The following is a 19,822-nucleotide window of genomic DNA, read 5'->3' as shown; positions in this document are numbered from 1 at the left end:
TGAGACAGGTTCGCACCAAGAGGGGCGCCTAGCAGAGAGCCCCCACTGGCACCCTTCGGGGATGCTGTCCGATCTCCTGCTAAGCAAAAGCACAAATCTCTGCCGTTACAAATCATCAGTTTCGTCCTTCAAAAAGAACGGCCTGTGGGTTGTCTGTATAGAAAGTTAGGCTGGCAAATGGGGCAAGCCTATAAAATTGAGAGAAAACAGGGCTTTCTCATTTTTCCAGAAGACGGAAGCGCATTGTTTTCCGAATTTTCGTTCTAAAAAAAGAACATTTCAGTTGACTCGGCCGATTATCCGGGACACTCTGTAACAGTTCCCAATCTGCTCCTGCAGATTGGGAACCGCGGTGATTTGAAGTGCACAGCTTGCGCCGCGTCATCAAACGCTAAAGCGTCACGGGGCGTGCCAACGCTTCGTGACTTGCAGTCAAAGGATTGCTGGTCATGATCGATATTCTGCCAAATCCGGCTCCTCTCCGCCCGATGCGCCGAATGCGCATCCGCCATGAGTGTTGTCTCTTCTGAACGAGGAGATCCTTTCCCGACAACACCGTCGTACAACGCCGGCCCTCTGCCGGCGGCAGGAGAGCTTTGCCATGCCGACCGCTCACATCATCGAAATCGAGGAAATCGCCGCTGGCGTCATCGTCGCTACCCAAGGCGGCTTTCGCTTCTTCGCGGCTGAGGCTGCCTTCCAGTCCCTGGACCGGGAAGTATTCCGCAGCATCGCCCACGCCAATCGCGCTGTGCGCGACACGCTCAGCAAGCAGCCTTCCGCTTATCCCTCCAAGAAAGGTCTATCCTGATGTCTTCTTTCCAACGCTCCGGCAAGAGGGGCTTGCGGACGGCGCTTGCCGTCGTCGCAACCCTGGGCTCGTTCGGAACCGCGTTGGCCGCCAAGGATCAATTGGTCATCGGCGCCACGCAGTATCCCTCGAACCTCAACCCCAATCACGAGGCCATCACCTCGAAGGATTACGTGCTGGGCTTCGTTTATCGCCAGTCGACGGCGTTCAACGGCGAGGGCAAGAATGTCTGCCTTCTCTGCACCGAGTACCCGACCATTGAGAACGGTCTCGCCAAGATCGAGACCCGCGATGACGGCTCAAAGGGCATTGCCATCACGTTCAAGATTCATCCCAAGGCCACCTGGGGCGATGGCGTTCCAGTGACGGCGAAGGATGTGCTCTTCACGTGGAATCTCGGACGTCAGAAGGAGGCAGGATTCTTAAGCCTCGATGCTTATGACCGTTACGAGAAGATCGACGTGGTCGACGACAAGACTGTCATTCTGCACACCAAGACGGTTCGCAGCGACTACAACGAACTCGGCCGCTTCCGCATCCTGCCGGAGCATATCGAAGGCCCCATCGTCAAAAGCGTCGGCGTTGCCGAATATCCGAAGAATACGGCCTATAATCGCGCTTCGACGACACCCGGGCTCTACAATGGCCCTTACCTGATCAAGGAAATCCAGTCGGGTGCGAATATCGTGCTTGAGCCCAACCCGCATTGGTTCGGCAAGACGCCGCACTTCAAGCGAATCGTCATTCGCACCATCGAGAACTCGGCGGCGTTGCAGGCGAACGTGCTATCGGGAGATGTGGATTTCGCGCCGGGCGATGGCGTGGGTCTGACCACCGATCAGGTGCTGGAACTCGAAAAAACTCACAAAGCCAAGTTCGAATTCATCTACAAGCCGAGCTACACCTACGAGCATATCGACCTTCAGAAGAACAACCCCATTCTGCAGGACAAGCGCGTCCGCCAGGCTCTGCTCCATGCGATCAACCGCAAGGCGCTGACCGACAAGCTCTTCGATGGCCGTGAGCCCGTGGCGGACTCGTTCCTCGCACCGATCAGCCCCTTATATGACAACAGCGTCACCAAATTCGCCTATGATGCGAAGAAGGCAGCGGCGCTTCTCGAAGAGGCGGGCTGGAAAGTCGGGCCCGACAAGGTCAGGGTCAATGCGCAGGGCCAGCGCCTGTCGCTGGATTTCGGCACGACGGCCGGCAACAAGGTGCGCGAACTCGTGCAGCAGGTTCTGCAGAGCCAGTGGCGTGAGATCGGCGTCGAGGTCGTGATCAAGAACGAGCCGGCACGCACGTTCTTCGGCGAGACGGCACGCAAGCGCACCTATAGTGGCCTTGCCCTTTATGCCTGGACCAGCGATCCGGATGAGCCGCCGGTGCGCAACCTTCACACTTCGGCCATTCCTGTCGACGGCAACAACTGGGCCGGCAACAACATCGCCGCGTTCTCCAATCCGAAATTCGATGCGGCCCTGGACAAGCTCCTCGTCGAACTCGACCCCGCAGCCCGCAAGCCGCTCTGGGCCGAGCTGCAGCGGATCTATGTGGAAGAGCTGCCCGTCCTCCCGCTCTTCTTCCGCGTTCAGCCTCTCGCAATTCCGAAATGGCTGAAGGGCGTCGAGCCGACCGGCAGCGGTGTGAGCACGCATTGGGCTGAAACCTGGCATGCAATCTGATCGCCTTAAAAATGAGCCTGGACGTCATGCGTCCAGGCTCACTTCGCCACTCGCTCTCGAAGTCGACGGCTTGTCCGTCGACTTTCCGTATCATAAAGGCACAAGGCGTGTCGTCGATGGCCTGACCTATGCGATCGCGCGCGGGCAAACGCTCGGCGTCGTCGGTGAAAGCGGCTGCGGCAAATCCATGACGGCGCTGGCGCTCATGGGGCTCGTTCCGAAATCGGGACGCGTTTCGGGACGCATCGGCCTCAACGGTCAGGACCTGTCTGCGCTCGCTGCGAATGAATGGCCGGAAATTCGCGGCAAGCGCATTGCGATGGTGTTCCAGGAGCCTATGACGGCGCTCAACCCCGCCATGCGGGTTGGCGATCAGATCGCGGAAGTGCTGCATCTTCACGAGGGTCTGGGCTGGAAAGAGGCGCGTGAGCGTGCGGTCGAGGAATTGCGCCTCGTGGGCATTCCGTCTCCAGCCGAGCGCGCCGCCGCTTATCCGCATCAGTTGTCCGGTGGCATGCGCCAGCGTGTCGTGATCGCGATGGCTTTGGCCTGCCGTCCTGATGTTCTGATCGCGGATGAGCCGACGACGGCGCTTGATGTGACGATCCAGGCGCAGATCCTCGAACTCATGCAGCGCCTGCAGGGCGAGATTGGCATGGCGGTGCAGTTCATTAGTCACAACCTTGCTGTGGTGTCGGAAATCGCGGACGACGTCATCGTCATGTACGCAGGACAGGTCGTGGAGCACGCGAGCGCTGATGCGCTCTTTTCCGATCCACTTCATCCCTACACGCAAGGTCTGATCGCAACCCTGCCGAAGATCGGCGACCGGCAGAATGAGCTGCCGGTCATTCCCGGCATGGTTCCGCGCCTCGACGGCAATCTCAAGGGATGCCGCTTTGCCGGGCGCTGCCCAAAGGCGGATTCGGAATGCTATGCCCTCGTGCCCGCCTTGCTCGCGGTCAGACCCGGGCATGAAGTCGCCTGCCATAAGGTTCGTCCATGACCATTCTTCTTTCCGTCAAGGGATTGACGATCAGCTTTCCCGTAGGCGGCGTGCAGCTTCTGCCAAAGCGCCGTCGCGTCATTCAGGCCGTGCAGGAAGTGAGTTTCGATATTGCTCCCGGCGAGACTTTGGCGCTCGTGGGTGAGAGCGGTTGCGGCAAGACTACGGCGGGCCGCGCCATTGCCGGGCTTTATAAAGCGCCAAAGGGCGTGGTCTCCTTTCAAGGCCGGGACATCTTCGATCTGCCGCGCGCCAGCCGCAAACCTGTGCGCCGCGCGATCCAAATGGTGTTCCAGGATCCCTTCTCCTCCCTCGATCCGCGCATGACAGTCTCCGAGATCTTAAGCGAGCCCTTGAAGATCAATCGTATGGGAGATGCCCGTGAGATCCGTGCCAGGGTGCAGGATCTGATCGGGCAGGTCGGCTTGCCGGCGGATGCGCTCAATCGCTATCCGCATGAATTCTCCGGCGGACAGCGCCAGCGCATCGCGATTGCGCGCGCTCTCGCGCCGGAGCCGCAGCTCGTCGTTGCCGACGAGCCGTTATCCGCGCTCGATGTTTCGGTGCAGAGCCAGGTGCTCAACCTGCTGGGAAGTCTTAAGCGCGAGCGCGGTCTGAGCTATCTCTTCATCAGCCACGATCTCGCCGCCGTCCATCACATCGCCGATCGCGTCGCGGTGATGTATCTCGGCCGTCTCGTGGAAATCGCCGGGCGCGATGCGCTTTTCGCCAATCCCCGGCATCCCTATACGCAGGGACTTCTGGCCGCCGTGCCGCGTATCGGCCAGGGACGCCGGAGGCGAACCCTGATCGCCGGCGATCTTCCGAGCCCTCTCGCCGTGCCGTCGGGCTGCGCTTTCCATCCCCGCTGCCCGCTGGCCCAAGATATCTGCCGCCGCGAGCGTCCGGAACTCAAGGCACATCGTGATGCCGCTCATCTCACGGCCTGTCACTTTGTGGAGATGGTCGAATGACCGTCTTTCTCCTGCGCCGCGTTTTTGGCATGGCGGTCGTTCTGCTCGTTATGTCCTTCGTCGTCTATGGCCTCATCGGCTTGATGCCGGGCGATCCCATCGATCTTATGGTCATGTCTAACCCCGGCATGACGGTGGCCGATGCGGATCGATTGCGCGCGCTGCACGGCCTCGATCAACCGCTTATCGCCCGCTATTGGCGCTGGCTGATTGCGGCCTTGAGCGGCGATTTCGGCTTCTCTCGTGTCTATGCCCGGCCCGTGCTCGACATTATCGGACCGGCGCTCTGGCAGACGACAAAACTCGTCGCGCTCACGCTCGTGATCAGCAGCCTTCTCGCCATCGCTCTCGGCATCCGCTCCGCCATCAGGCCGGGCGGAAGGTTCGATACGCTCATCAGCTTCGTGAGTTTTGCCGGCATCTCCATCCCGTCCTTCTGGCTTGCCCTGATTCTCATTCTGACCTTCGCGGTTGGACTCGGCTGGCTACCCGCCAGCGGAATGGGGCAGCCCGGTGAGGAGAGTTTTTGGAACGGCGCCCGCTATCTCATCCTTCCTGTAGCGACCCTCGTCATCGCCAATCTGGGTGGCGTGACTCGCTATGCGCGCTCGTCCATGATCGAGACTCTGCGTATGGATTTCATCCGCACCGCCCGTGCCAAGGGCGCGCGCGAGCTGCGCGTTGTCCTGCGACATGCCTTCCCCAACGCGCTGACCTCTGTGATCACCGTAATAGGCGTGAATTTTGGCACGCTTTTTTCGGGCGCGCTGATCACCGAGACCATGTTCGCGCAGCGTGGCTTGGGCAAGACGATCTACGACGCGATCCTGGGTAACGATTTCAACCTCGCCCTCGTCGCTCTTCTCTTTGCAACTTTTGCAACCCTGATCGGCAATCTTCTCGCCGACCTTGCCTATGCTTGGCTTGATCCAAGGATCTCCATGACATGAGTATCGACGCAATGATCTTGCATGCCTCGCCCTGGCAAAGACGTTGGGCGCGGTTCAGGCGCAACAGGACGGCGCTTGCCGGTCTCTATGTCCTAATGGGCTTGATCGTATTCTCTCTGGCCGCTTCCCCGCTTGAAGCCTTTTTAGGCATCGACGCCAACAATGCGGATCTTCTCTCCCGCTTTGACCCGTCTTCCGCGACGAACTGGCTGGGGCACGACGAGTTGGGACGCGATGTTCTCATCCGGCTCATGTATGGCGGGCAGGTGTCTCTGGCGGTCGGTTTTGCCGCGACATTGCTCGGCGCAATAATCGGCATAGCCATTGGCCTCACCGCCGGCTATTTCGGCGGGCGCATCGATGGGCTGCTGATGCGGTTCACCGACGGCATTATCGCGCTTCCGCTCCTGCCACTTCTCATCGTGCTGGCCGCCATCGACCTGACGAAGCTCGGGTTCTCCGCCGATTTCACGCGCTCGGGCGCGGCGAGCTTTTATCGGATCGTCCTGATCATTGCCCTGATCGACTGGACCCGCATCGCTCGCCTCGTACGCGCCTCCACGCTCAGCATCCGCGAGCGGGAATTCGTGCTGGCCGCCCGCGTCTCGGGAGCAGGCACGCTCCGCATTCTATTGCGCAGCGTGTTGCCCAACGTGATCGCGCCGATCATAGTCGCATGCAGCCAGGTGCTCGGCAGCGTCATTCTCTTCGAGGCCGTCCTGAGCTTTTTAGGTTTCGGCATCGTTCCGCCGACGCCGAGCTGGGGCAACATGCTCAATAACGCGCAGGAGCTTGTCGCGACCGCGCCGATGCTCGCGATCTATCCCGGCCTTCTCATCTTCATCACCGTTATCGCCGTGAACTTCATCGGCGATGGCCTTCAGGACGCTTTCGATCCGCGAGCAGAGTAAATGGCAGACGAACTCCTTAGAATGCAGCCGGAGACCCTCGACGAGGCGCTCTTTCCGTCCGTCGAGCCCTTCGACAGCGGCTATCTGGAAGTGGGCGAGGGACACCGAATCTATTACGAGCAATCCGGTAATCCCGAAGGCATCCCGCTCGTTCATCTCCATGGCGGGCCAGGTGCGGGCTTTCGTCCGATCAACCGGCGCTATTTCGATCCTGCCGTTTGGCGCATCGTTCTCTTCGATCAGCGCGGCTGCGGACGCTCCGAGCCTTATGCGGAACTTCAAGCCAACACGACGCAGCATCTCGTGTCCGATATCGAAAAGCTCCGCCTTCATCTCGGCGTCGGTCCTTGGGCCGTGAGCGGGGGCTCCTGGGGTAGCTTTCTCGCTCTCGCCTATGCGCAAGCCTATCCTGATGCCGTTCTAGGGCTGCTGCTGCGGGGTATCGCGCTTGGCCGAAAATTCGAGTTCGACTGGTGGTGGCAGGACGGCATCAGTGCTCTCTTTCCTGAACATTGGCGCGCGCTGCGCGATTTTTTACCGGAAGAGGAGAGGGGCGACGTTCTCGCAGGCTATTACAAAAGGCTCATCCATCCCGATCCCGAAATCCATCTGCCCTCAGCCGTCGCCATTCGCACGTTCTTGGGATGGGTCGGGTCGTTCAGGCCGAACGCTGCCTATGTCCAGAGCATCAGCGATCCCAAGCAGGCTCTGACCTCCGCCCGCATTTTCTCGCATTACTGCGTTAAAGGCTTCTTCATGCTGGAGAATGCCGTTCTGCACGGCGTCGAGCGTATTCGTCATCTGCCCTGCGTGATCGTTCAAGGGCGCTATGACGTTGTCACGCCTCCTCGCACGGCCTGGGATCTGAAGGAAGTTTGGCCTGAGGCCGAATTCACCATCGTCACCGAATCGAACCATTCCATAGACGAGCCGGATATGGCAGCGGAGCTCGTTCGTGCTCAAGCACGGTTGCGTACGAAACTGCGATAAGAGCAGCGCACCCTTTCTGCGGGGCGCACAAGACCGTTTGAAGAAACCTTTTCCGGATAGGTCGCGAATGAGAGATCAGGCCTCTCCTTCGCGATCATTTATTAAAATAAGATTCTATTGATTTCGCAGGGCTTCAAGAAGACCCTTGAGCAGGTTCATCTCCTGAGATCACATGCCAAAACTCGTTGCCATTGCAGGAAGTCCCTCGCCCGATTTCCGGACACGCAGTCTCGTGACGGATGTTCTCGAAAGAATGGCGCAGGAAACGGGCGGCAGCACGATTCTCATCGATGTTGCGGAACTCGTACAATCTCTTGCGGTGCGCACACGGGATGAGGTTTCCCCACAGCTCGCGCATTCTCTGCGATTGATGGAAGAAGTCGATCTGCTCGTTGTCGGATCGCCGGTTTACAAAGGCTCCTATACAGGCTTCTTCAAGCACTTCATGGATCTCGTCGATTACAAGGCGCTTGCTGGCGTGCCGGTGGCCTTGCTCGCTTTGGGCGGCTCAGATCGGCATGCTCTCGTGATCGATCACCAGTTGCGTCCGCTCTTCTCATTCTTCAATGCGCATACTCTGCCGACAGGAGTCTTCGTGTCGGACAGCGCATTCACCGATGGACACATCGCAGATCCCGCGATCCGCAAGCGGCTCTCGATCCTGGTCCATGAGGGGGCCGAAGCCTTGAGGCTGCGGGCTTCCACACGCAGCCTACGCGCGGCGTGAGCTAACACCGCCATTGGGCGTCAGAGTGTAAGTCGTTGTCGATTTAACCCGTTGCATGGCAAAGCGCGAAGTGACGTTCTTGAGCGGGATCGCCTCGATCAGCTGTTTGTAGAATTGGTCATAAGTCGCCATGTCCGGCACGACGACGCGCAGTACGTAATCCACGTCCCCTGCCATCCTGTAGAACTCCATCACCTCCGGCATGGCCGATACGATGTCGGCAAAGTTCTGCAATCCCTGCCCCGAATGGTCGGACGTTTCGATGGAGACGAAGACTGTGAGCCCTAAGCCCACTTTCTCGGGGTCGATCAGGGCGACGCGCTTGCGGATGATTCCCGTAGCCTCAAGGCGCTGCACGCGCTTCCAGCACGGGGTCTGGGACAGGTTCACCCGTTGGGCGAGCTCGGCAATCGAAATGCTAGCATTCTCCTGCAGTAGCATCAGGATCTTGGTGTCTGTCGCGTCCATGCGAGACCTCGGCGAGCATTGAAGGATCTCCGGAGGAGCTTTCCGGAGAAAGTCTCCACCCCGTTGGCTAGTTCTTTATAAAGAACAATTCGCGGGGTTCAAGCCCTTTTAGCGAGGGCAAAGTCCAGAGTGAAGTGCCTATTTTTTTGGCAATGAGAGTAATTCTTCTTTTCGGGCGGGTTCTTGAAGAACGATATCCTTACGCCACTTGTTCGAAAAAAAGAACATTCCCGTTGCGTTTCGGGCTTTCCCGCCTCGATAATTCTCAGGTCATTCGGCTTCAATATGCAGGGGAAATACCGTGTCCATCACTCGACGCTTCAGGAATAAAGCCCGTCTCACGGCCTTGCTCGGCGCCACGCTTCTGGCCGGAACGGGCGGATGGGGAGCCGCACAGGCGGCCGGCTTCAATGAGAAGCCCGTGCAGGGGGGGACGCTGATCTATCTCGAACAGCAGGCCCATACGAACCTTTATTCACCAGCGGGCGGCTTCTATCCGAACGGCGGCATCCTCAACCAGATCACCGACAAGCTCACCTATCAGAACCCGAAGACCCTGGAGATCGAGCCCTGGATCGCGGAATCCTGGACGGTCAATGCGGATGCCACGGAATACACGTTCAAGATTCGCAAAGGGGTTACGTTCTCCGACGGCACGCCGCTCGATGCAGCAGCAGTCGCCAAGAACTACGACACGTTCGGACGCGGCAACAAGGATCTGAAGCTTCCGATCTCCGAGGTGATCAACAATTACGACCGCAGCGAGGTGATCGATTCCTCCACGGTCAAATTCTATTTCAAGAAGCCCTCACCCGGCTTCTTGCAGGGCACTTCGGTGATCGGTTCGGGGCTCGTGTCTCTCGCAACCCTCGCGCTGCCTTATGAAACCTTGGGCGATGCCACGAAGATCATCGGCTCCGGCCCCTTCGTGGTTGCAAGCGAAACGCTTGGGCGCGAACTGAACCTGAAAGTGCGCGCCGATTACAATTGGGGGCCGGCGAAGCTGGAACACCAGGGCCGCGCCTATCTCGACTCCATCAAGTATGTCGTCACGCCGGAGGACAGCGTGCGCATCGGCGCGCTGCTCGCAGGCCAAGCCGATGTCATCCGGCAGATCCAGGCTTATGACGAGAAGCAGGTCGAAGACGAGGGCTACCTGATCTATGCGCCGTCCACGCGCGGTGTGAACAACAGCGTCGTCTTCCGCCCCGACAATCCTCTGGTGTCGGATATTCGCGTCCGCCGCGCGCTGTTGCACGCCACCAATACGGACGAGATCGTGTCGACCCTGTTCTCGGCTCATTACCCGAAGGCATCGTCCATCATCGCCAAGACGGCGTTGGGCTATATCGATCTGTCGCCCAAGCTCACCCACGATCTCGACAAGGCGAAGGCGCTGCTCGATGAGGCCGGATGGAAAGTGAGCGCAAACGGCCTGCGCCAGAAGGACGGCAAGAACCTGGAGCTTTCGGCCTACGAATCCCTGCCGCAGCCGCAGAACAAGGAGACGCTTCAGCTCGTCTCGCAGCAATGGGGCAAGATCGGCGTGAAGCTCAATGTCCTCACGGCCGATTCGGGAAGTGCGACGGTGAACAACTTCGATCCGGCAAAGGCGCCCGTATCTCCGGCGATGGTCGGCCGTGCCGATCCCGATGTCATCAAGAGCCAGTATTATCCGACCAATCGCAACGTGCTGCTGCAAAAGGGCGGCAACAGCGACAAGGTGCAAAGCTTCCTCGACGATCAGCTGAATACGCTTCTGGACAAGCTGGCGTCCGAGCCTGATCGCGCCAAGCGCCTCGCGATTGCAGGCGACGTCCAAAACTACGTGGTGGATCAGGCCTATGTCATCCCAATCTTCGAGGAACCGCAAGCCTTCGCGGCTGCGCCTTACGTGAGGGGCGTGTCCTTCGAAGCGGTGGGCCGTCCGAGCTTTTACAGCACATGGCTCACGCCCCGTAACTGACGTTCGGCAAATCGGGTGCCGGGGCATTCCGGCACCCGGCATCCATCGCAGCCACTTTCATCATTCACGACAGGAGCCATCATGTTGCGATATGTGACCGGAAGGGTAGGGCAGGCAACTCTCGTGCTCTGGGCTGCTTTCACCGTCTCGTTCATTCTCCTTCAGGCGCTTCCGGGCGATGCAATCCTCATTAAGTTCCTGAACCCGGAACTGGGCCTGGGGCCGGCCCAGATTGCGGAGATACGGGCATCCTATGCGGCCGACAGCCCGCTTCCGGTGCAGTATTTTCATTCGCTCACAAATTTTCTGACCGGCCAATTCGGCTACTCGATCCAGGCGGGTGTTCCCGTCAGCGATCTGATCGCGGCGAACCTCGCGCCGACGCTGTGGCTTGCCTCACTCGGCTTTATTGTCGCGGTGGCTGTGGCGTTATTGCTTTCGGCGCTTTCGGCACTGACGTCCTTCTCCTGGCTGCGCTCCTTCATTCAATCCATCCCATCCCTATTCATCTCCACGCCCGTGTTCTGGCTCGGAATCATGCTGATCCAGATTTTCTCTTTCCGGTTAAAGCTCATTCCCGTCATTAATCCGGGACCTTGGGAAGCATTCATCCTTCCCGTCCTGACGCTCGCGGTTCCGATCTCGGCGCCGCTCGCCCAGATTCTCATGCGCAATATCGATGACGTGCTCACCGAGCCTTTCGTGGCGGTGGCGCGCGCCAAGGGCGCCTCGCATCGCTGGGTCGTATGGCGGCATGTGGCCAAGAATGCGGTGCTGCCCACGCTCACCATCGGCGGCATTCTGTTCGGCGAGCTTCTGGCGGGTGCCGTCGTCACGGAAGCCGTGTTCGGCCTCAACGGAATCGGCGGGCTTACGCAGCAGGCCGTCAACAACCAGGACATCGCGGTACTGCAGGCTTTGGTCGTATTCTCTGCCTTTGCATTCGTCGTCATCAACCTCGCGGTCGACCTGCTCTACCCGGTCTTCGACCCTCGTCTCAAAGTCAGAACAGGAGCCTTCGCATGACCAGCCTGAACTCCACGGGACGAAGCCTGCTGCGAGACGATTCCAGCGTGCTGAAAGAAGCCACTTCCCTCTTCACATCGCGCTGGATCGTCGCGCTTAAAAACATCCAGCCTGGCCTTGTGCTCTCCTGGTCCGTGATCGGTGTGGTCGTTCTGTGGGCGCTCATCCCGCAAGCCTTCACCAGCTACAGCGGAACGGTCGGCATCGCTCGTCAGCAGCTTCGCGCACCCAGCGCCGAGCATTGGTTAGGCACTGATGCGCTCGGTCGCGATCTCCTGGCACGCATCATCTATGGCGCTAGCAACTCGCTCTCGGGAGCCTTCGTGGCGATCGGCGTCGGCCTCGTGGTCGGAACGGCGCTGGGCTTGATCGCCGGAACGGCAAGAGGTCGGACAGACGCCATCATCATGCGGGGCGTCGATGTTCTTCTGTCGATCCCTCAGCTTTTCCTGTCGCTCAGCATCGTCATCCTGCTCGGCTTCGGCAACGTAACCGCAGCTATTGCAGTGGGCGTCACCTCCATTGCCCGCTTCGCGCGGCTTGCGCGCTCGGAAGTGGTGCGGGTACGTGTGAGCGACTACGTGGAAGCTGCCTTCGGCAGCGGCGGCACTTTCACCCGCGTGCTGCTGCGACACATTCTTCCCAACTCCCTGACTTCGGTGACGGCGCTCGCGGCCCTGCAGTTCGGCTGGGCGATCCTCGCTATTTCCACCCTCGGCTTCCTTGGTTACGGCGCTCCTCCGCCCACGCCCGAATGGGGTCTGCTCATCGCGGAGGGACGCAACTACATCGCGCGCGCCTGGTGGCTCACCACGGTGCCCGGAATCGTCGTGATCCTCGTCGTGCTGTCAGCCAACCGCATCAGCCAATCCTTCGGAAAGGTGAAAGCATGAGCACGGCCATCGACCTTCACGCACACTCTCTAAGCCGCTCAGACGTGCCGGTTCTGGAAATCAACAATCTTGTTGTTGCCTATCGCGGCAAGGACGAGCTCCAGCGGGTCGTCCATAACGTATCGCTTCAGGTGAAGCCGGGCGAGGTGGTGGCCCTGGTCGGTGAATCGGGCTCCGGCAAGACGACGACTGCGCAGGCGGTCATCGGGCTTCTCGCCGATAACGGGAAGCTCGAATCCGGCGAGATCCGGCTCAACGGAACCGATATCGCAAGCTGGGCGCAGAAGCGGCTCGATGCCATTCGCGGCAGCAAGATCAGCCTCATCCCGCAAGACCCCACAAGCTCGCTCAATCCGGTCAAGACCGTCGGAGCGCAGGTCGCCGAGGTGCTGGAGATCCATCGCTACGGGAGCAGAGGCGAGATCGAGGCGCGGGTGACCGAGCTTCTCGCCAGGGTCGGCCTCTCGGAGCCGGAGCTTCGGGCCAGGCAATTTCCGCACGAATTGTCGGGAGGCATGCGCCAGCGCGTCCTGATCGCCATTGCGATTGCCTTGAAGCCATCCTTGATCATCGCCGACGAGCCCACGAGCGCCCTCGATGTCACGGTGCAAAAGCGGATCCTCGATCTCATCGACGAACTTCGCCGCGAATACGGCACCGCCGTTCTTCTCGTGACACACGATCTGGGCGTTGCTGCCGACCGGGCGAACCATATCGTCGTGCTCAAAGGCGGTCGCATTCAGGAGCAGGGCCGCACCGAAGAGGTGCTCGCGAATCCTCGCAGCGAATACACACAAAAGCTTCTGGCCGATGCGCCCTCGCTCGGCAAGGTCAGGCATGTCTCCCGCGCCAGAAACCTGCAAAGCGAGGAGAACGCCATCGTCGTCGAGAATCTCGTGCAGGATTTTTCCGTCAGGGGCCGCGAAGCCTTCAGGGCGGTGGATAATGTGTCCTTCACGGTGCAGCGGGGCTCGACCCACGCCATCGTAGGTGAATCAGGCTCCGGCAAGACGACAACGGCGCGCAGTATCGTAGGCTTCAACAAGCCGAGTGGCGGGCGCATCCTCGTCGACGGAACCGACGTCACCGGCCTGCGCGGCGAAGCGCTTCGTCAGTTCCGCAGGACAATCCAGCTCGTCTACCAAAATCCGTTCGCGTCCCTCGATCCGCTCCAGACCATCTTTCAGATTGTGGAGGAACCGCTCCTCAACTTCGACCCTATTCCGCGAGAGGATCGCGCGAAGAAAGTTCACGCAATCCTCGACCGAGTTGGACTCCCGCAATCGGCCCTGACCCGCAAAGCCCGTGCACTATCGGGTGGGCAGCGGCAGCGCGTGGCGATTGCCCGCGCCCTCGTTCTCGATCCGCAGGTGTTGGTGCTGGACGAGGCCGTTTCGGCGCTCGACGTCACGGTGCAGGCACAGATCCTCGAGCTTCTCGATGAGCTGCAGAAAGCTCTTGGGCTCACCTACCTGTTCATCTCGCACAATCTCGCGGTGGTTCGGCAGATCTCGGACACGGTGTCCGTGCTGCATAACGGCCGTCAGGTCGACAGCGGCGGCATTGAGGACGTGTTCCTGGGGCCCACGAGCGACTACACGCGCGAATTGCTCGGCGCGATCCCCGGACAACGGCACCCCTTTCATCACTGAATGCATTTCACAGCGGAGCAAGACCATGACAACTTCTTCACCAGAAAAGCGCCTTGGCTTCTTCACACGCCTTCTCGACAAAGCCAGCGCAGGCGAGCGCTATCGCCTTGCCGCCGAGCAGATCGTTCATGCGGAGCGGCACGGCTTCGACACAGCCTGGGTGGCGCAGCATCACTTTCATGAGGCGGAAGGTGGATTACCGTCGCCCCTGGTTTTTCTCTCGCATGTGGCGGCCCGCACCTCCCGCATTTGCCTCGGTACCGGCGTGATCACGTTGCCGCTGGAACATCCCATCCGCGTAGCGGAGGATGCCGTTGTTCTCGATCTCATCTCCGGAGGACGGCTCGAAGTTGGTGTTGGAACGGGCGGCACACCGTCCTCCTTCACGGCCTTCGGTCATGACAGCGCCAACCGCACGGAGATCTTCGAGCACTCTCTCGCCATCGTCAAAGATGCATGGAACGGCAAGCCGCTTGAAGGCGGTGACAGCCTCTATCCGGCAGAGCCGTCCCTCAACGACCGTGTCTGGCAGGCGACATTCTCCCATTGGGGTGGCGCGCGCGCCGGAAGGGCCGGTGACGGCCTCATGCTGTCGCGCACGCAGCCGAGGCCGAAGGAGACCCCGCAGGCCTTTCTCTGCGACATCCAGCATCCCATCATCGATGCCTATCTCGAAGCGCTGCCTCAGGGGCGGGAGCCGCGCATCATGGCTTCCCGCACCCTGTTTGTGGCCGACAACCGGAACGAGGCCCTGCGCCTCGCGGAGCAGGGGCTGCGTAAGGTCGTCGATCATTTCGCGGAGAAGGGGCATTTCATCCCGAGCAACAATCTGTCCGACATCATTACCGCCCTCGACACCCATGTGGGCACGCCGGACGACGTGATCGAAACTTTGAGCAAGGACACGGCTCTGGCGCGGGCGACCGACATAGTCTTCCAGGTACATTCCGTCGATCCGCCCCATTCCTACATCCTGCGCTCCATCGAGCTGATTGCCAGTGAGGTCGCCCCCGCTCTTGGATGGCAGAAGACCGTCGAGATACCTGAGAAACGCGTCGCTCTCGTGCGCTGAGAGCCTTTACCCATACAGGAGCATGACATGAGCACGACCACATTGGACATCATCGATCATCTGGCCGGCATCCAACCAAACTCGCGTCTCGACAAGCTGCGGGCGGAAAGGCCTCAGGCGCGCGAGAACGCGCAGAAAAGCTACCTCGCCCTCTTCGAGCCTGCCTTTCCCAGCGGCGTGACCCTGGCGGAGCGTTTTGCCATCGCGACCTTCGTGGCAGGCCTTCACCGTCAGTCTCACGTGCGAGACTTCTATGCAGCCGGATTGGGAAAATCGGCGGAGAAGCAATTGGCTGAAATCATTGCCGCGGAAATCCTGTGCGGGACGACCGAGGGGCCCTATGGCCGCTACCCGGAAGGGCCTTTGTTGCGTGAGAACAAGGAGGGGCTTAAGTACGAGGTCTTCGTAACTCATGCGGATCTGCTCGGACCCAAGTTGGTCGCCGCTTTGGAGCACGCGCATCTTCTTGTCTTCCGTCCGCGCGATGCCAGCAGCGCAGCACTGCAGAAACTGATCGATGCCGGGTGGTCCACGACGGACATCGTCACGATCTCGCAGCTGGTCGCCTTCCTCTCCTTCCAGATCCGCGTTGTCGCGGGCTTGAGCGCGCTGGCTTCAGCCACTCGAACGGATGTTGATGTGACATCCATCTTCACAGGCGTTCTGGCCACCGGCACCGTTTAAGAGGCGCACATCATGATCGAGAAAACCCTCTCCCATCCCGACAACTGCGAACCCGTGGCTTTCACACAGGAAGAGCTGGGCTGGCTGCCATGGCTGGAGCCCCTCTCCGCCGACGAGCTGACTGACAGGCACTGGGCGGGCCTCGTGGACGCTTCCCGCGCCAAGTCGCCTTATTTTCTGCTGCTCGCCCGCGATCCGGAGGTTCTGGAAGCCCGGACGAAGACCGATAAGGACATCTTCTACAATACGAGCAGCGGCCTTCCCCGCGCTGAACGCGAGCTTGCGGCAACGGCTACCTCCCGCTTCAACGGCTGCATCTTCTGCGCGTCCGTTCACTCCCGCTTCGCCACGGTTCATTCAAAGCGCGGCGAGGAGATCCAGCGCCTACTCGACGAGGGCGTCGATGCCGATATCGACAGGCGATGGAATGCGATCATCGAAGCATCGACAGCTTTGACGGCGACGCCGCTAGTCTCTGACGATGGTCTGGTCGAGGGGCTGCAGCGGGCGGGTCTCGACGATCTTGAGATTGTCGATGTCATCAATGGCGCGGCCTTCTTCAATTGGGCGAACCGTCTGATGCTCTCTCTCGGTGAACCCACGTTTCCGGTAAAGAGCGCATAAGGGTTGCAAATGAGCCTTCTAGGGACAGAGGCAGATCGAACCGCTCTGAACGGCACCCAAGTCTATTCAGAGCCCATACCTCATCAGTTTTCCTCTGGCAGGAACGCGACGGTGAGCATAATGGATTGCGGATGACTCAAGAGGAACGCCCGCGATATATGAGAACTCGTAATTAACGCGACGGTGGTCCAAAAGAGTGGGGCGAACGCTTCTAGATGGAGCTCTAGTGTACTTGCAAAGTGCACTAAGCCCGCTCGTGATCGGTAGGGCCCTTGTCGCACGTAGTGATACTCTAGTACCACCTCAAAAGATTAAATATTTGAGTTCCGAGCAATAGCACCAGTACGGCCTGCTATAGCGTACCGACCGCTGAAGTTGCATCAACTCTATCAATTGATGCAGACTGGATTAAGTCCATGATCTGCTTACGTACCCACCAGCGGAAATGCACGACAACCGGGAAGCGACTGCTTAGGACCGCCGAAGTGGACCATCGCATTCCGCTCTTCGCTGTTTGGTCCCAACATCGCGCGACGTCTTGGCCGGAGCTGCTGGTCTTCTGGGGAGCAGGCAATCTTCAGGTCATCAACCAGACCGCGCATGTCGAAAAATGTGCGGAGGAGGCGGCGCAACGATCAAAGCGGCGGATCGCCGTGCTCTCCTCGACGAGTGCGATAGAGGAGGCGTCATCCTAGCGATCGGCTCTCTTCGTTTGCATCCACCGCCTACCGAATCTCGGCCATAATTTTGCGCTCGGGTTGACCGCTAGCATTGGCTAATCGATCGCACGCGTATTTGCCTGTCACCACAACCGGACTGGGCCATTTTAGGGCGGAGAACGGAGGCAGAGTTTGAGCCGGAAAGCCTCTGTTTGGTCTCTTGAGAGTGACTGTCAGAGAATGACTATCTCGAAATTGGCACAAGAAATCCGGCACCTCGAAGAAGGTGTCTGCAAGCGCAAAGTCTAGTAATATCAGAGACTTAGATAATGGCGGAGGGAGCGGGATTCGAACCCGCGATACGGTTTCCCGTATACACACTTTCCAGGCGTGCGCCTTCAACCACTCGGCCACCCCTCCAGCAAAAGAGCCTGTCAGGCTCCGTAACCTTGTTCGCGAAGCCGCGGAACAGGTTTCTCGCACATCGTGCGGAGCGCCCGTGTATCGCTAAACAGATGCAAAAGGCAAGCCCGATTGTGTGGGAAGTTTGTGTGAATCGGCTTTCCGGCAGCGACAAAACGCTCTAGATATTTCCTCTCTGTTTGACGAGGATTGTTTCTTGAAATTCGTGGCGCGCACTTTGGGGCTTCTGCTGGTGGCGGCTGGCTTCGTCGGTCTGGTCATCGACGGCACGCGTTCCATGGTCAACCAATCCGTCTCGTTCGTTTCCATCGAGGGGGCGGCTGGAACCCTGTTTCCTGGCGCTGTGAAGGGTCTGGAAGGCCAGCTTGCGGGGCAGACCTATTCATGGCTCTGGGATCCCTTCATGGTCCAACTCCTCCAGCTTCCTGCCTCTGTGACGGGCTTCCTCATCGGCGCGCTGCTTCTCTGGCTCGGCCAGAAGCCCTTGGAGCCGATCGGCTACGTATTCGACCGCTGATCCCGCGCTTGGGCGGATGCCGCACTCCCATCCGGAAAAGGAATGCTTACATAAGGGAGGTCACGAGAGAGGCCTCCATGTTCAGCTTCCGCAAACCCGTTGAAATGCCCAGTACCGCCCAGGCTTTGCCGGGACGGTCCAATCCCCTGCCGACCGCCGAGACGCACTTCGTCAACGGCAGGCCCCTGCAGCCGCCTTACCCGGACGGCATGGAGAAGGCTGTGTTCGGCCTTGGCTGCTTCTGGGGCGCCGAGCGCAAGTTCTGGCAGCTGGGCGACGGGGTCTGGGTCACGGCCGTGGGTTATTCGGCCGGGCTCACCCCCAACCCGACCTATGAGGAAGTCTGCAGCGGCATGACCGGGCAGAACGAGGTCGTGCTCGTCGTCTTCGATCCGAAGAAGATTTCTTATGAGGATCTGCTGAAGACCTTCTGGGAGAGCCATGATCCGACCCAGGGCATGCGCCAGGGCAACGACATGGGCACGCAGTACCGCTCCGGGATCTATGTGTCCGATGAGACGCAGCGAAGGGCTGCCGAGGCCTCAAAAGCGGCTTATGCCCAGGCTCTGGTGGCGAAAGGCTATGGCCCGATCACGACGGAAATTCAGGATGCGGGACCATTCTATTTCGCTGAGGATTACCATCAGCAATACCTGGCGAAGAACCCCAACGGTTATTGCGGTCTCGGCGGCACCGGCGTGTCGTGCCAGATCGGAACCGGCATCGCAGCCGAGTAGGCCGAACGGTGCGATCAAAGGGCACGGACAAGCCATTGTCCGTGCCCTTTCTCATGGGGACACCAGTACGCGCTGGCACTCTTCAGGCAATTGCGCCATCGTCAGCGGCGGGCGCGGCTTGCCCGGTTTCGGATGGAGCATCTGCGGCGTGAACCATTGCGCGAGATCCGCACCGCAGCCGTCGCCTCCAGGCGGCGGGTCCTGATCGGAGCATCCTGCTTCGCCGGCGGGACAGGCGATGCGGATGTGGAAGTGATAATTGTGGCCGTAGGTCGGGCGCACCTTGCCGAGCCAGGCCCTGTCCTGTCCGGCCTCGCGGCACAACGCCTTCTTGATGGCCGGATTGACGAAGATGCGCGCGACGCCCCGTTCCGATGCCGCCGCGCGAATGAGCGCCGTGTGCTGCGCTGTCCAGATTGCGGGGTCGATATCGAGCCAGTCGTCCCGCACCATGTTGGTGGCCGACAGCTCCTCCCGCTCCACGCGCGACAGGCGCCGGTCCGGCATCGGGGTCAGCCACACATCCGCATCGAGGCCGATCTGATGCGAGGCATGCCCGGTCAGCATCGGCCCGCCGCGCGGCTGGGAAATGTCTCCGATGAGCAGGCCGGGCCAGCCGTTGATCGAAGGGATGCGCGTCGAAAGCCGTTGCAGCAGGGCGATGAGTTGCGGGTGGCCCCAGTTGCGGTTGCGCGACAGGCGCATGACCTGCCACGTGTCGCCATCCACGGGGATGGCCGTCGCGCCCGCCACGCAGCCGCGGGCATAGCTGCCGATGGAGCGCGCCTGGAGCGAGGCCGGCTTGTCGCGACGTCCGAACAGCTCCTTGGCGGCAAGCCTGGGATCGTCCGGGTTCGCGAGGGGCGGCAGAGGTTTCGGATCCACCGAGCCCTTGTCCTGAGCCATTGCCGTGCCGGCGAGGAGCAGGCTGGCGGTGAGCGTGAGAAGACGAATCGCGTTCATGAAGGAAAAGCTAGCCTGTGTGTTCCGACTCGCAAACCACGGCCGTGCGGCCATGATGTCGCTTGAAATGGAAAGGCCCGGATG

General features: G+C 60.1%; 19 protein-coding genes and 1 tRNA gene. 17 read left to right on the top strand and 3 right to left on the bottom strand.

Features of this window, described 5'->3' with window-relative positions; translation table 11 throughout:
* The first annotated feature begins 601 nt into the window (after positions 1 to 601).
* The 8 genes from AB4Y85_RS04250 to AB4Y85_RS04215 all read left to right on the top strand — a co-directional run bounded on the left by AB4Y85_RS04250 (position 602) and on the right by AB4Y85_RS04215 (position 8,054).
* Positions 602 to 811 (top strand): hypothetical protein, encoded by a 210-nt coding sequence (locus tag AB4Y85_RS04250; RefSeq protein WP_441983599.1) that lies wholly within the window; start codon positions 602 to 604, stop codon positions 809 to 811.
* On the top strand, positions 811 to 2,496 hold the full coding sequence (locus AB4Y85_RS04245) for a peptide ABC transporter substrate-binding protein (RefSeq protein ID WP_441983598.1): 1,686 nt from the start codon (positions 811 to 813) through the stop codon (positions 2,494 to 2,496). The genes AB4Y85_RS04250 and AB4Y85_RS04245 overlap by 1 nt, the downstream gene beginning before the upstream one ends.
* Positions 2,486 to 3,502 carry an ABC transporter ATP-binding protein gene (locus tag AB4Y85_RS04240; RefSeq protein ID WP_441983597.1) on the top strand — a complete coding sequence of 339 codons (1,017 nt, stop codon included), beginning with the start codon at positions 2,486 to 2,488 and terminating at the stop codon, positions 3,500 to 3,502. Before AB4Y85_RS04245 ends, AB4Y85_RS04240 begins: the two co-directional genes overlap by 11 nt.
* Positions 3,499 to 4,476: an ABC transporter ATP-binding protein gene (locus AB4Y85_RS04235; RefSeq protein ID WP_441983596.1), complete on the top strand. Its 978-nt coding sequence runs from the start codon at positions 3,499 to 3,501 to the stop codon at positions 4,474 to 4,476. Before AB4Y85_RS04240 ends, AB4Y85_RS04235 begins: the two co-directional genes overlap by 4 nt.
* Positions 4,473 to 5,426 (top strand): ABC transporter permease, encoded by a 954-nt coding sequence (locus tag AB4Y85_RS04230; protein ID WP_441983595.1) that lies wholly within the window; start codon positions 4,473 to 4,475, stop codon positions 5,424 to 5,426. Before AB4Y85_RS04235 ends, AB4Y85_RS04230 begins: the two co-directional genes overlap by 4 nt.
* Positions 5,423 to 6,337: an ABC transporter permease gene (locus AB4Y85_RS04225; RefSeq protein ID WP_441983594.1), complete on the top strand. Its 915-nt coding sequence runs from the start codon at positions 5,423 to 5,425 to the stop codon at positions 6,335 to 6,337. Before AB4Y85_RS04230 ends, AB4Y85_RS04225 begins: the two co-directional genes overlap by 4 nt.
* Positions 6,338 to 6,358: 21 nt before the next feature.
* Positions 6,359 to 7,327: a prolyl aminopeptidase gene (gene pip / locus AB4Y85_RS04220; RefSeq protein WP_441983593.1), complete on the top strand. Its 969-nt coding sequence runs from the start codon at positions 6,359 to 6,361 to the stop codon at positions 7,325 to 7,327.
* A gap of 172 nt (positions 7,328 to 7,499) precedes the next feature.
* A complete protein-coding gene (locus tag AB4Y85_RS04215) occupies positions 7,500 to 8,054 on the top strand; it encodes an NAD(P)H-dependent oxidoreductase (protein ID WP_441983592.1) in 555 nt (184 codons plus the stop codon).
* Here AB4Y85_RS04215 and AB4Y85_RS04210 read toward each other — a convergent pair.
* Entirely contained in the window at positions 8,040 to 8,522 is a 483-nt protein-coding gene (locus AB4Y85_RS04210) for an Lrp/AsnC family transcriptional regulator (protein ID WP_441983591.1), read from the bottom strand. The two genes, AB4Y85_RS04215 and AB4Y85_RS04210, sit on opposite strands and share 15 nt — an antisense overlap.
* 364 nt (positions 8,523 to 8,886) lie before the next feature.
* Here AB4Y85_RS04210 and AB4Y85_RS04205 point away from each other — a divergent pair, with 364 nt between their 5' ends.
* The 7 genes from AB4Y85_RS04205 (at position 8,887) to AB4Y85_RS04175 (ending at position 16,439) form a co-directional block, all read left to right on the top strand.
* Positions 8,887 to 10,488: a TIGR04028 family ABC transporter substrate-binding protein gene (locus tag AB4Y85_RS04205; protein WP_441983710.1), complete on the top strand. Its 1,602-nt coding sequence runs from the start codon at positions 8,887 to 8,889 to the stop codon at positions 10,486 to 10,488.
* 81 nt (positions 10,489 to 10,569) lie between these two features.
* Entirely contained in the window at positions 10,570 to 11,514 is a 945-nt protein-coding gene (locus tag AB4Y85_RS04200; RefSeq protein ID WP_441983590.1) for an ABC transporter permease, read from the top strand.
* Positions 11,511 to 12,407, top strand: coding sequence for an ABC transporter permease (locus tag AB4Y85_RS04195; protein WP_441983589.1), 897 nt, complete (start codon positions 11,511 to 11,513; stop codon positions 12,405 to 12,407). Before AB4Y85_RS04200 ends, AB4Y85_RS04195 begins: the two co-directional genes overlap by 4 nt.
* Positions 12,404 to 14,059: a dipeptide ABC transporter ATP-binding protein gene (locus AB4Y85_RS04190; protein WP_441983588.1), complete on the top strand. Its 1,656-nt coding sequence runs from the start codon at positions 12,404 to 12,406 to the stop codon at positions 14,057 to 14,059. The genes AB4Y85_RS04195 and AB4Y85_RS04190 overlap by 4 nt, the downstream gene beginning before the upstream one ends.
* Positions 14,060 to 14,084: 25 nt before the next feature.
* Positions 14,085 to 15,131, top strand: a complete 1,047-nt coding sequence (locus AB4Y85_RS04185; protein ID WP_441983587.1) for a putative FMN-dependent luciferase-like monooxygenase — start codon at positions 14,085 to 14,087, stop codon at positions 15,129 to 15,131.
* A gap of 27 nt (positions 15,132 to 15,158) precedes the next feature.
* Positions 15,159 to 15,815, top strand: coding sequence for a CMD domain protein (locus AB4Y85_RS04180; protein ID WP_441983586.1), 657 nt, complete (start codon positions 15,159 to 15,161; stop codon positions 15,813 to 15,815).
* Between the two features lie 12 nt (positions 15,816 to 15,827).
* On the top strand, positions 15,828 to 16,439 hold the full coding sequence (locus AB4Y85_RS04175; RefSeq protein WP_441983585.1) for an alkylhydroperoxidase domain protein: 612 nt from the start codon (positions 15,828 to 15,830) through the stop codon (positions 16,437 to 16,439).
* Positions 16,440 to 17,428: 989 nt separating this feature from the next.
* Here AB4Y85_RS04175 and AB4Y85_RS04170 read toward each other — a convergent pair.
* Positions 17,429 to 17,518: transfer RNA gene (locus tag AB4Y85_RS04170), tRNA-Ser, on the bottom strand.
* Positions 17,519 to 17,717: 199 nt separating this feature from the next.
* On the opposite strand from AB4Y85_RS04170, the gene AB4Y85_RS04165 reads away from it, so the two are divergent.
* Both AB4Y85_RS04165 and msrA read left to right on the top strand, forming a co-directional pair.
* Positions 17,718 to 18,038, top strand: a complete 321-nt coding sequence (locus AB4Y85_RS04165; RefSeq protein ID WP_441983584.1) for a PetM family of cytochrome b6f complex subunit 7 — start codon at positions 17,718 to 17,720, stop codon at positions 18,036 to 18,038.
* A 77-nt stretch (positions 18,039 to 18,115) separates the two neighbouring features.
* The gene (gene msrA, locus AB4Y85_RS04160) at positions 18,116 to 18,775 is read left to right on the top strand and encodes a peptide-methionine (S)-S-oxide reductase MsrA (RefSeq protein ID WP_441983583.1); all 660 of its coding nucleotides are present in this window, start codon (positions 18,116 to 18,118) and stop codon (positions 18,773 to 18,775) included.
* Between the two features lie 51 nt (positions 18,776 to 18,826).
* On the opposite strand, the gene mepA is transcribed toward msrA, so the two are convergent.
* Positions 18,827 to 19,738 carry a penicillin-insensitive murein endopeptidase gene (gene mepA, locus AB4Y85_RS04155; protein ID WP_441983582.1) on the bottom strand — a complete coding sequence of 304 codons (912 nt, stop codon included), beginning with the start codon at positions 19,736 to 19,738 and terminating at the stop codon, positions 18,827 to 18,829.
* Positions 19,739 to 19,822: the final 84 nt, after the last annotated feature.

The organism is Microvirga sp. 2YAF29 (assembly GCF_052114605.1).
Taxonomy (GTDB): Bacteria; Pseudomonadota; Alphaproteobacteria; order Rhizobiales; family Beijerinckiaceae; genus Microvirga.
This window is presented reverse-complemented; position numbering and strand designations above follow the sequence as displayed.

What these genes read in the sequence shown, in the direction of transcription:
- AB4Y85_RS04215 (WP_441983592.1), top strand. Translation starts at nt 7,500, where the DNA reads ATGCCAAAACTCGTTGCCATTGCAGGAAGTCCCTCGCCCGATTTCCGG.
- pip (WP_441983593.1), top strand. Translation starts at nt 6,359, where the DNA reads ATGCAGCCGGAGACCCTCGACGAGGCGCTCTTTCCGTCCGTCGAGCCC.
- AB4Y85_RS04190 (WP_441983588.1), top strand. Translation starts at nt 12,404, where the DNA reads ATGAGCACGGCCATCGACCTTCACGCACACTCTCTAAGCCGCTCAGAC.
- AB4Y85_RS04235 (WP_441983596.1), top strand. Translation starts at nt 3,499, where the DNA reads ATGACCATTCTTCTTTCCGTCAAGGGATTGACGATCAGCTTTCCCGTA.
- AB4Y85_RS04225 (WP_441983594.1), top strand. Translation starts at nt 5,423, where the DNA reads ATGAGTATCGACGCAATGATCTTGCATGCCTCGCCCTGGCAAAGACGT.
- mepA (WP_441983582.1), bottom strand. Translation starts at nt 19,738, where the DNA reads ATGAACGCGATTCGTCTTCTCACGCTCACCGCCAGCCTGCTCCTCGCC.
- AB4Y85_RS04195 (WP_441983589.1), top strand. Translation starts at nt 11,511, where the DNA reads ATGACCAGCCTGAACTCCACGGGACGAAGCCTGCTGCGAGACGATTCC.
- AB4Y85_RS04175 (WP_441983585.1), top strand. Translation starts at nt 15,828, where the DNA reads ATGATCGAGAAAACCCTCTCCCATCCCGACAACTGCGAACCCGTGGCT.
- AB4Y85_RS04240 (WP_441983597.1), top strand. Translation starts at nt 2,486, where the DNA reads ATGCAATCTGATCGCCTTAAAAATGAGCCTGGACGTCATGCGTCCAGG.
- AB4Y85_RS04250 (WP_441983599.1), top strand. Translation starts at nt 602, where the DNA reads ATGCCGACCGCTCACATCATCGAAATCGAGGAAATCGCCGCTGGCGTC.
- AB4Y85_RS04180 (WP_441983586.1), top strand. Translation starts at nt 15,159, where the DNA reads ATGAGCACGACCACATTGGACATCATCGATCATCTGGCCGGCATCCAA.
- AB4Y85_RS04200 (WP_441983590.1), top strand. Translation starts at nt 10,570, where the DNA reads ATGTTGCGATATGTGACCGGAAGGGTAGGGCAGGCAACTCTCGTGCTC.
- AB4Y85_RS04210 (WP_441983591.1), bottom strand. Translation starts at nt 8,522, where the DNA reads ATGGACGCGACAGACACCAAGATCCTGATGCTACTGCAGGAGAATGCT.
- msrA (WP_441983583.1), top strand. Translation starts at nt 18,116, where the DNA reads ATGTTCAGCTTCCGCAAACCCGTTGAAATGCCCAGTACCGCCCAGGCT.
- AB4Y85_RS04185 (WP_441983587.1), top strand. Translation starts at nt 14,085, where the DNA reads ATGACAACTTCTTCACCAGAAAAGCGCCTTGGCTTCTTCACACGCCTT.
- AB4Y85_RS04245 (WP_441983598.1), top strand. Translation starts at nt 811, where the DNA reads ATGTCTTCTTTCCAACGCTCCGGCAAGAGGGGCTTGCGGACGGCGCTT.
- AB4Y85_RS04230 (WP_441983595.1), top strand. Translation starts at nt 4,473, where the DNA reads ATGACCGTCTTTCTCCTGCGCCGCGTTTTTGGCATGGCGGTCGTTCTG.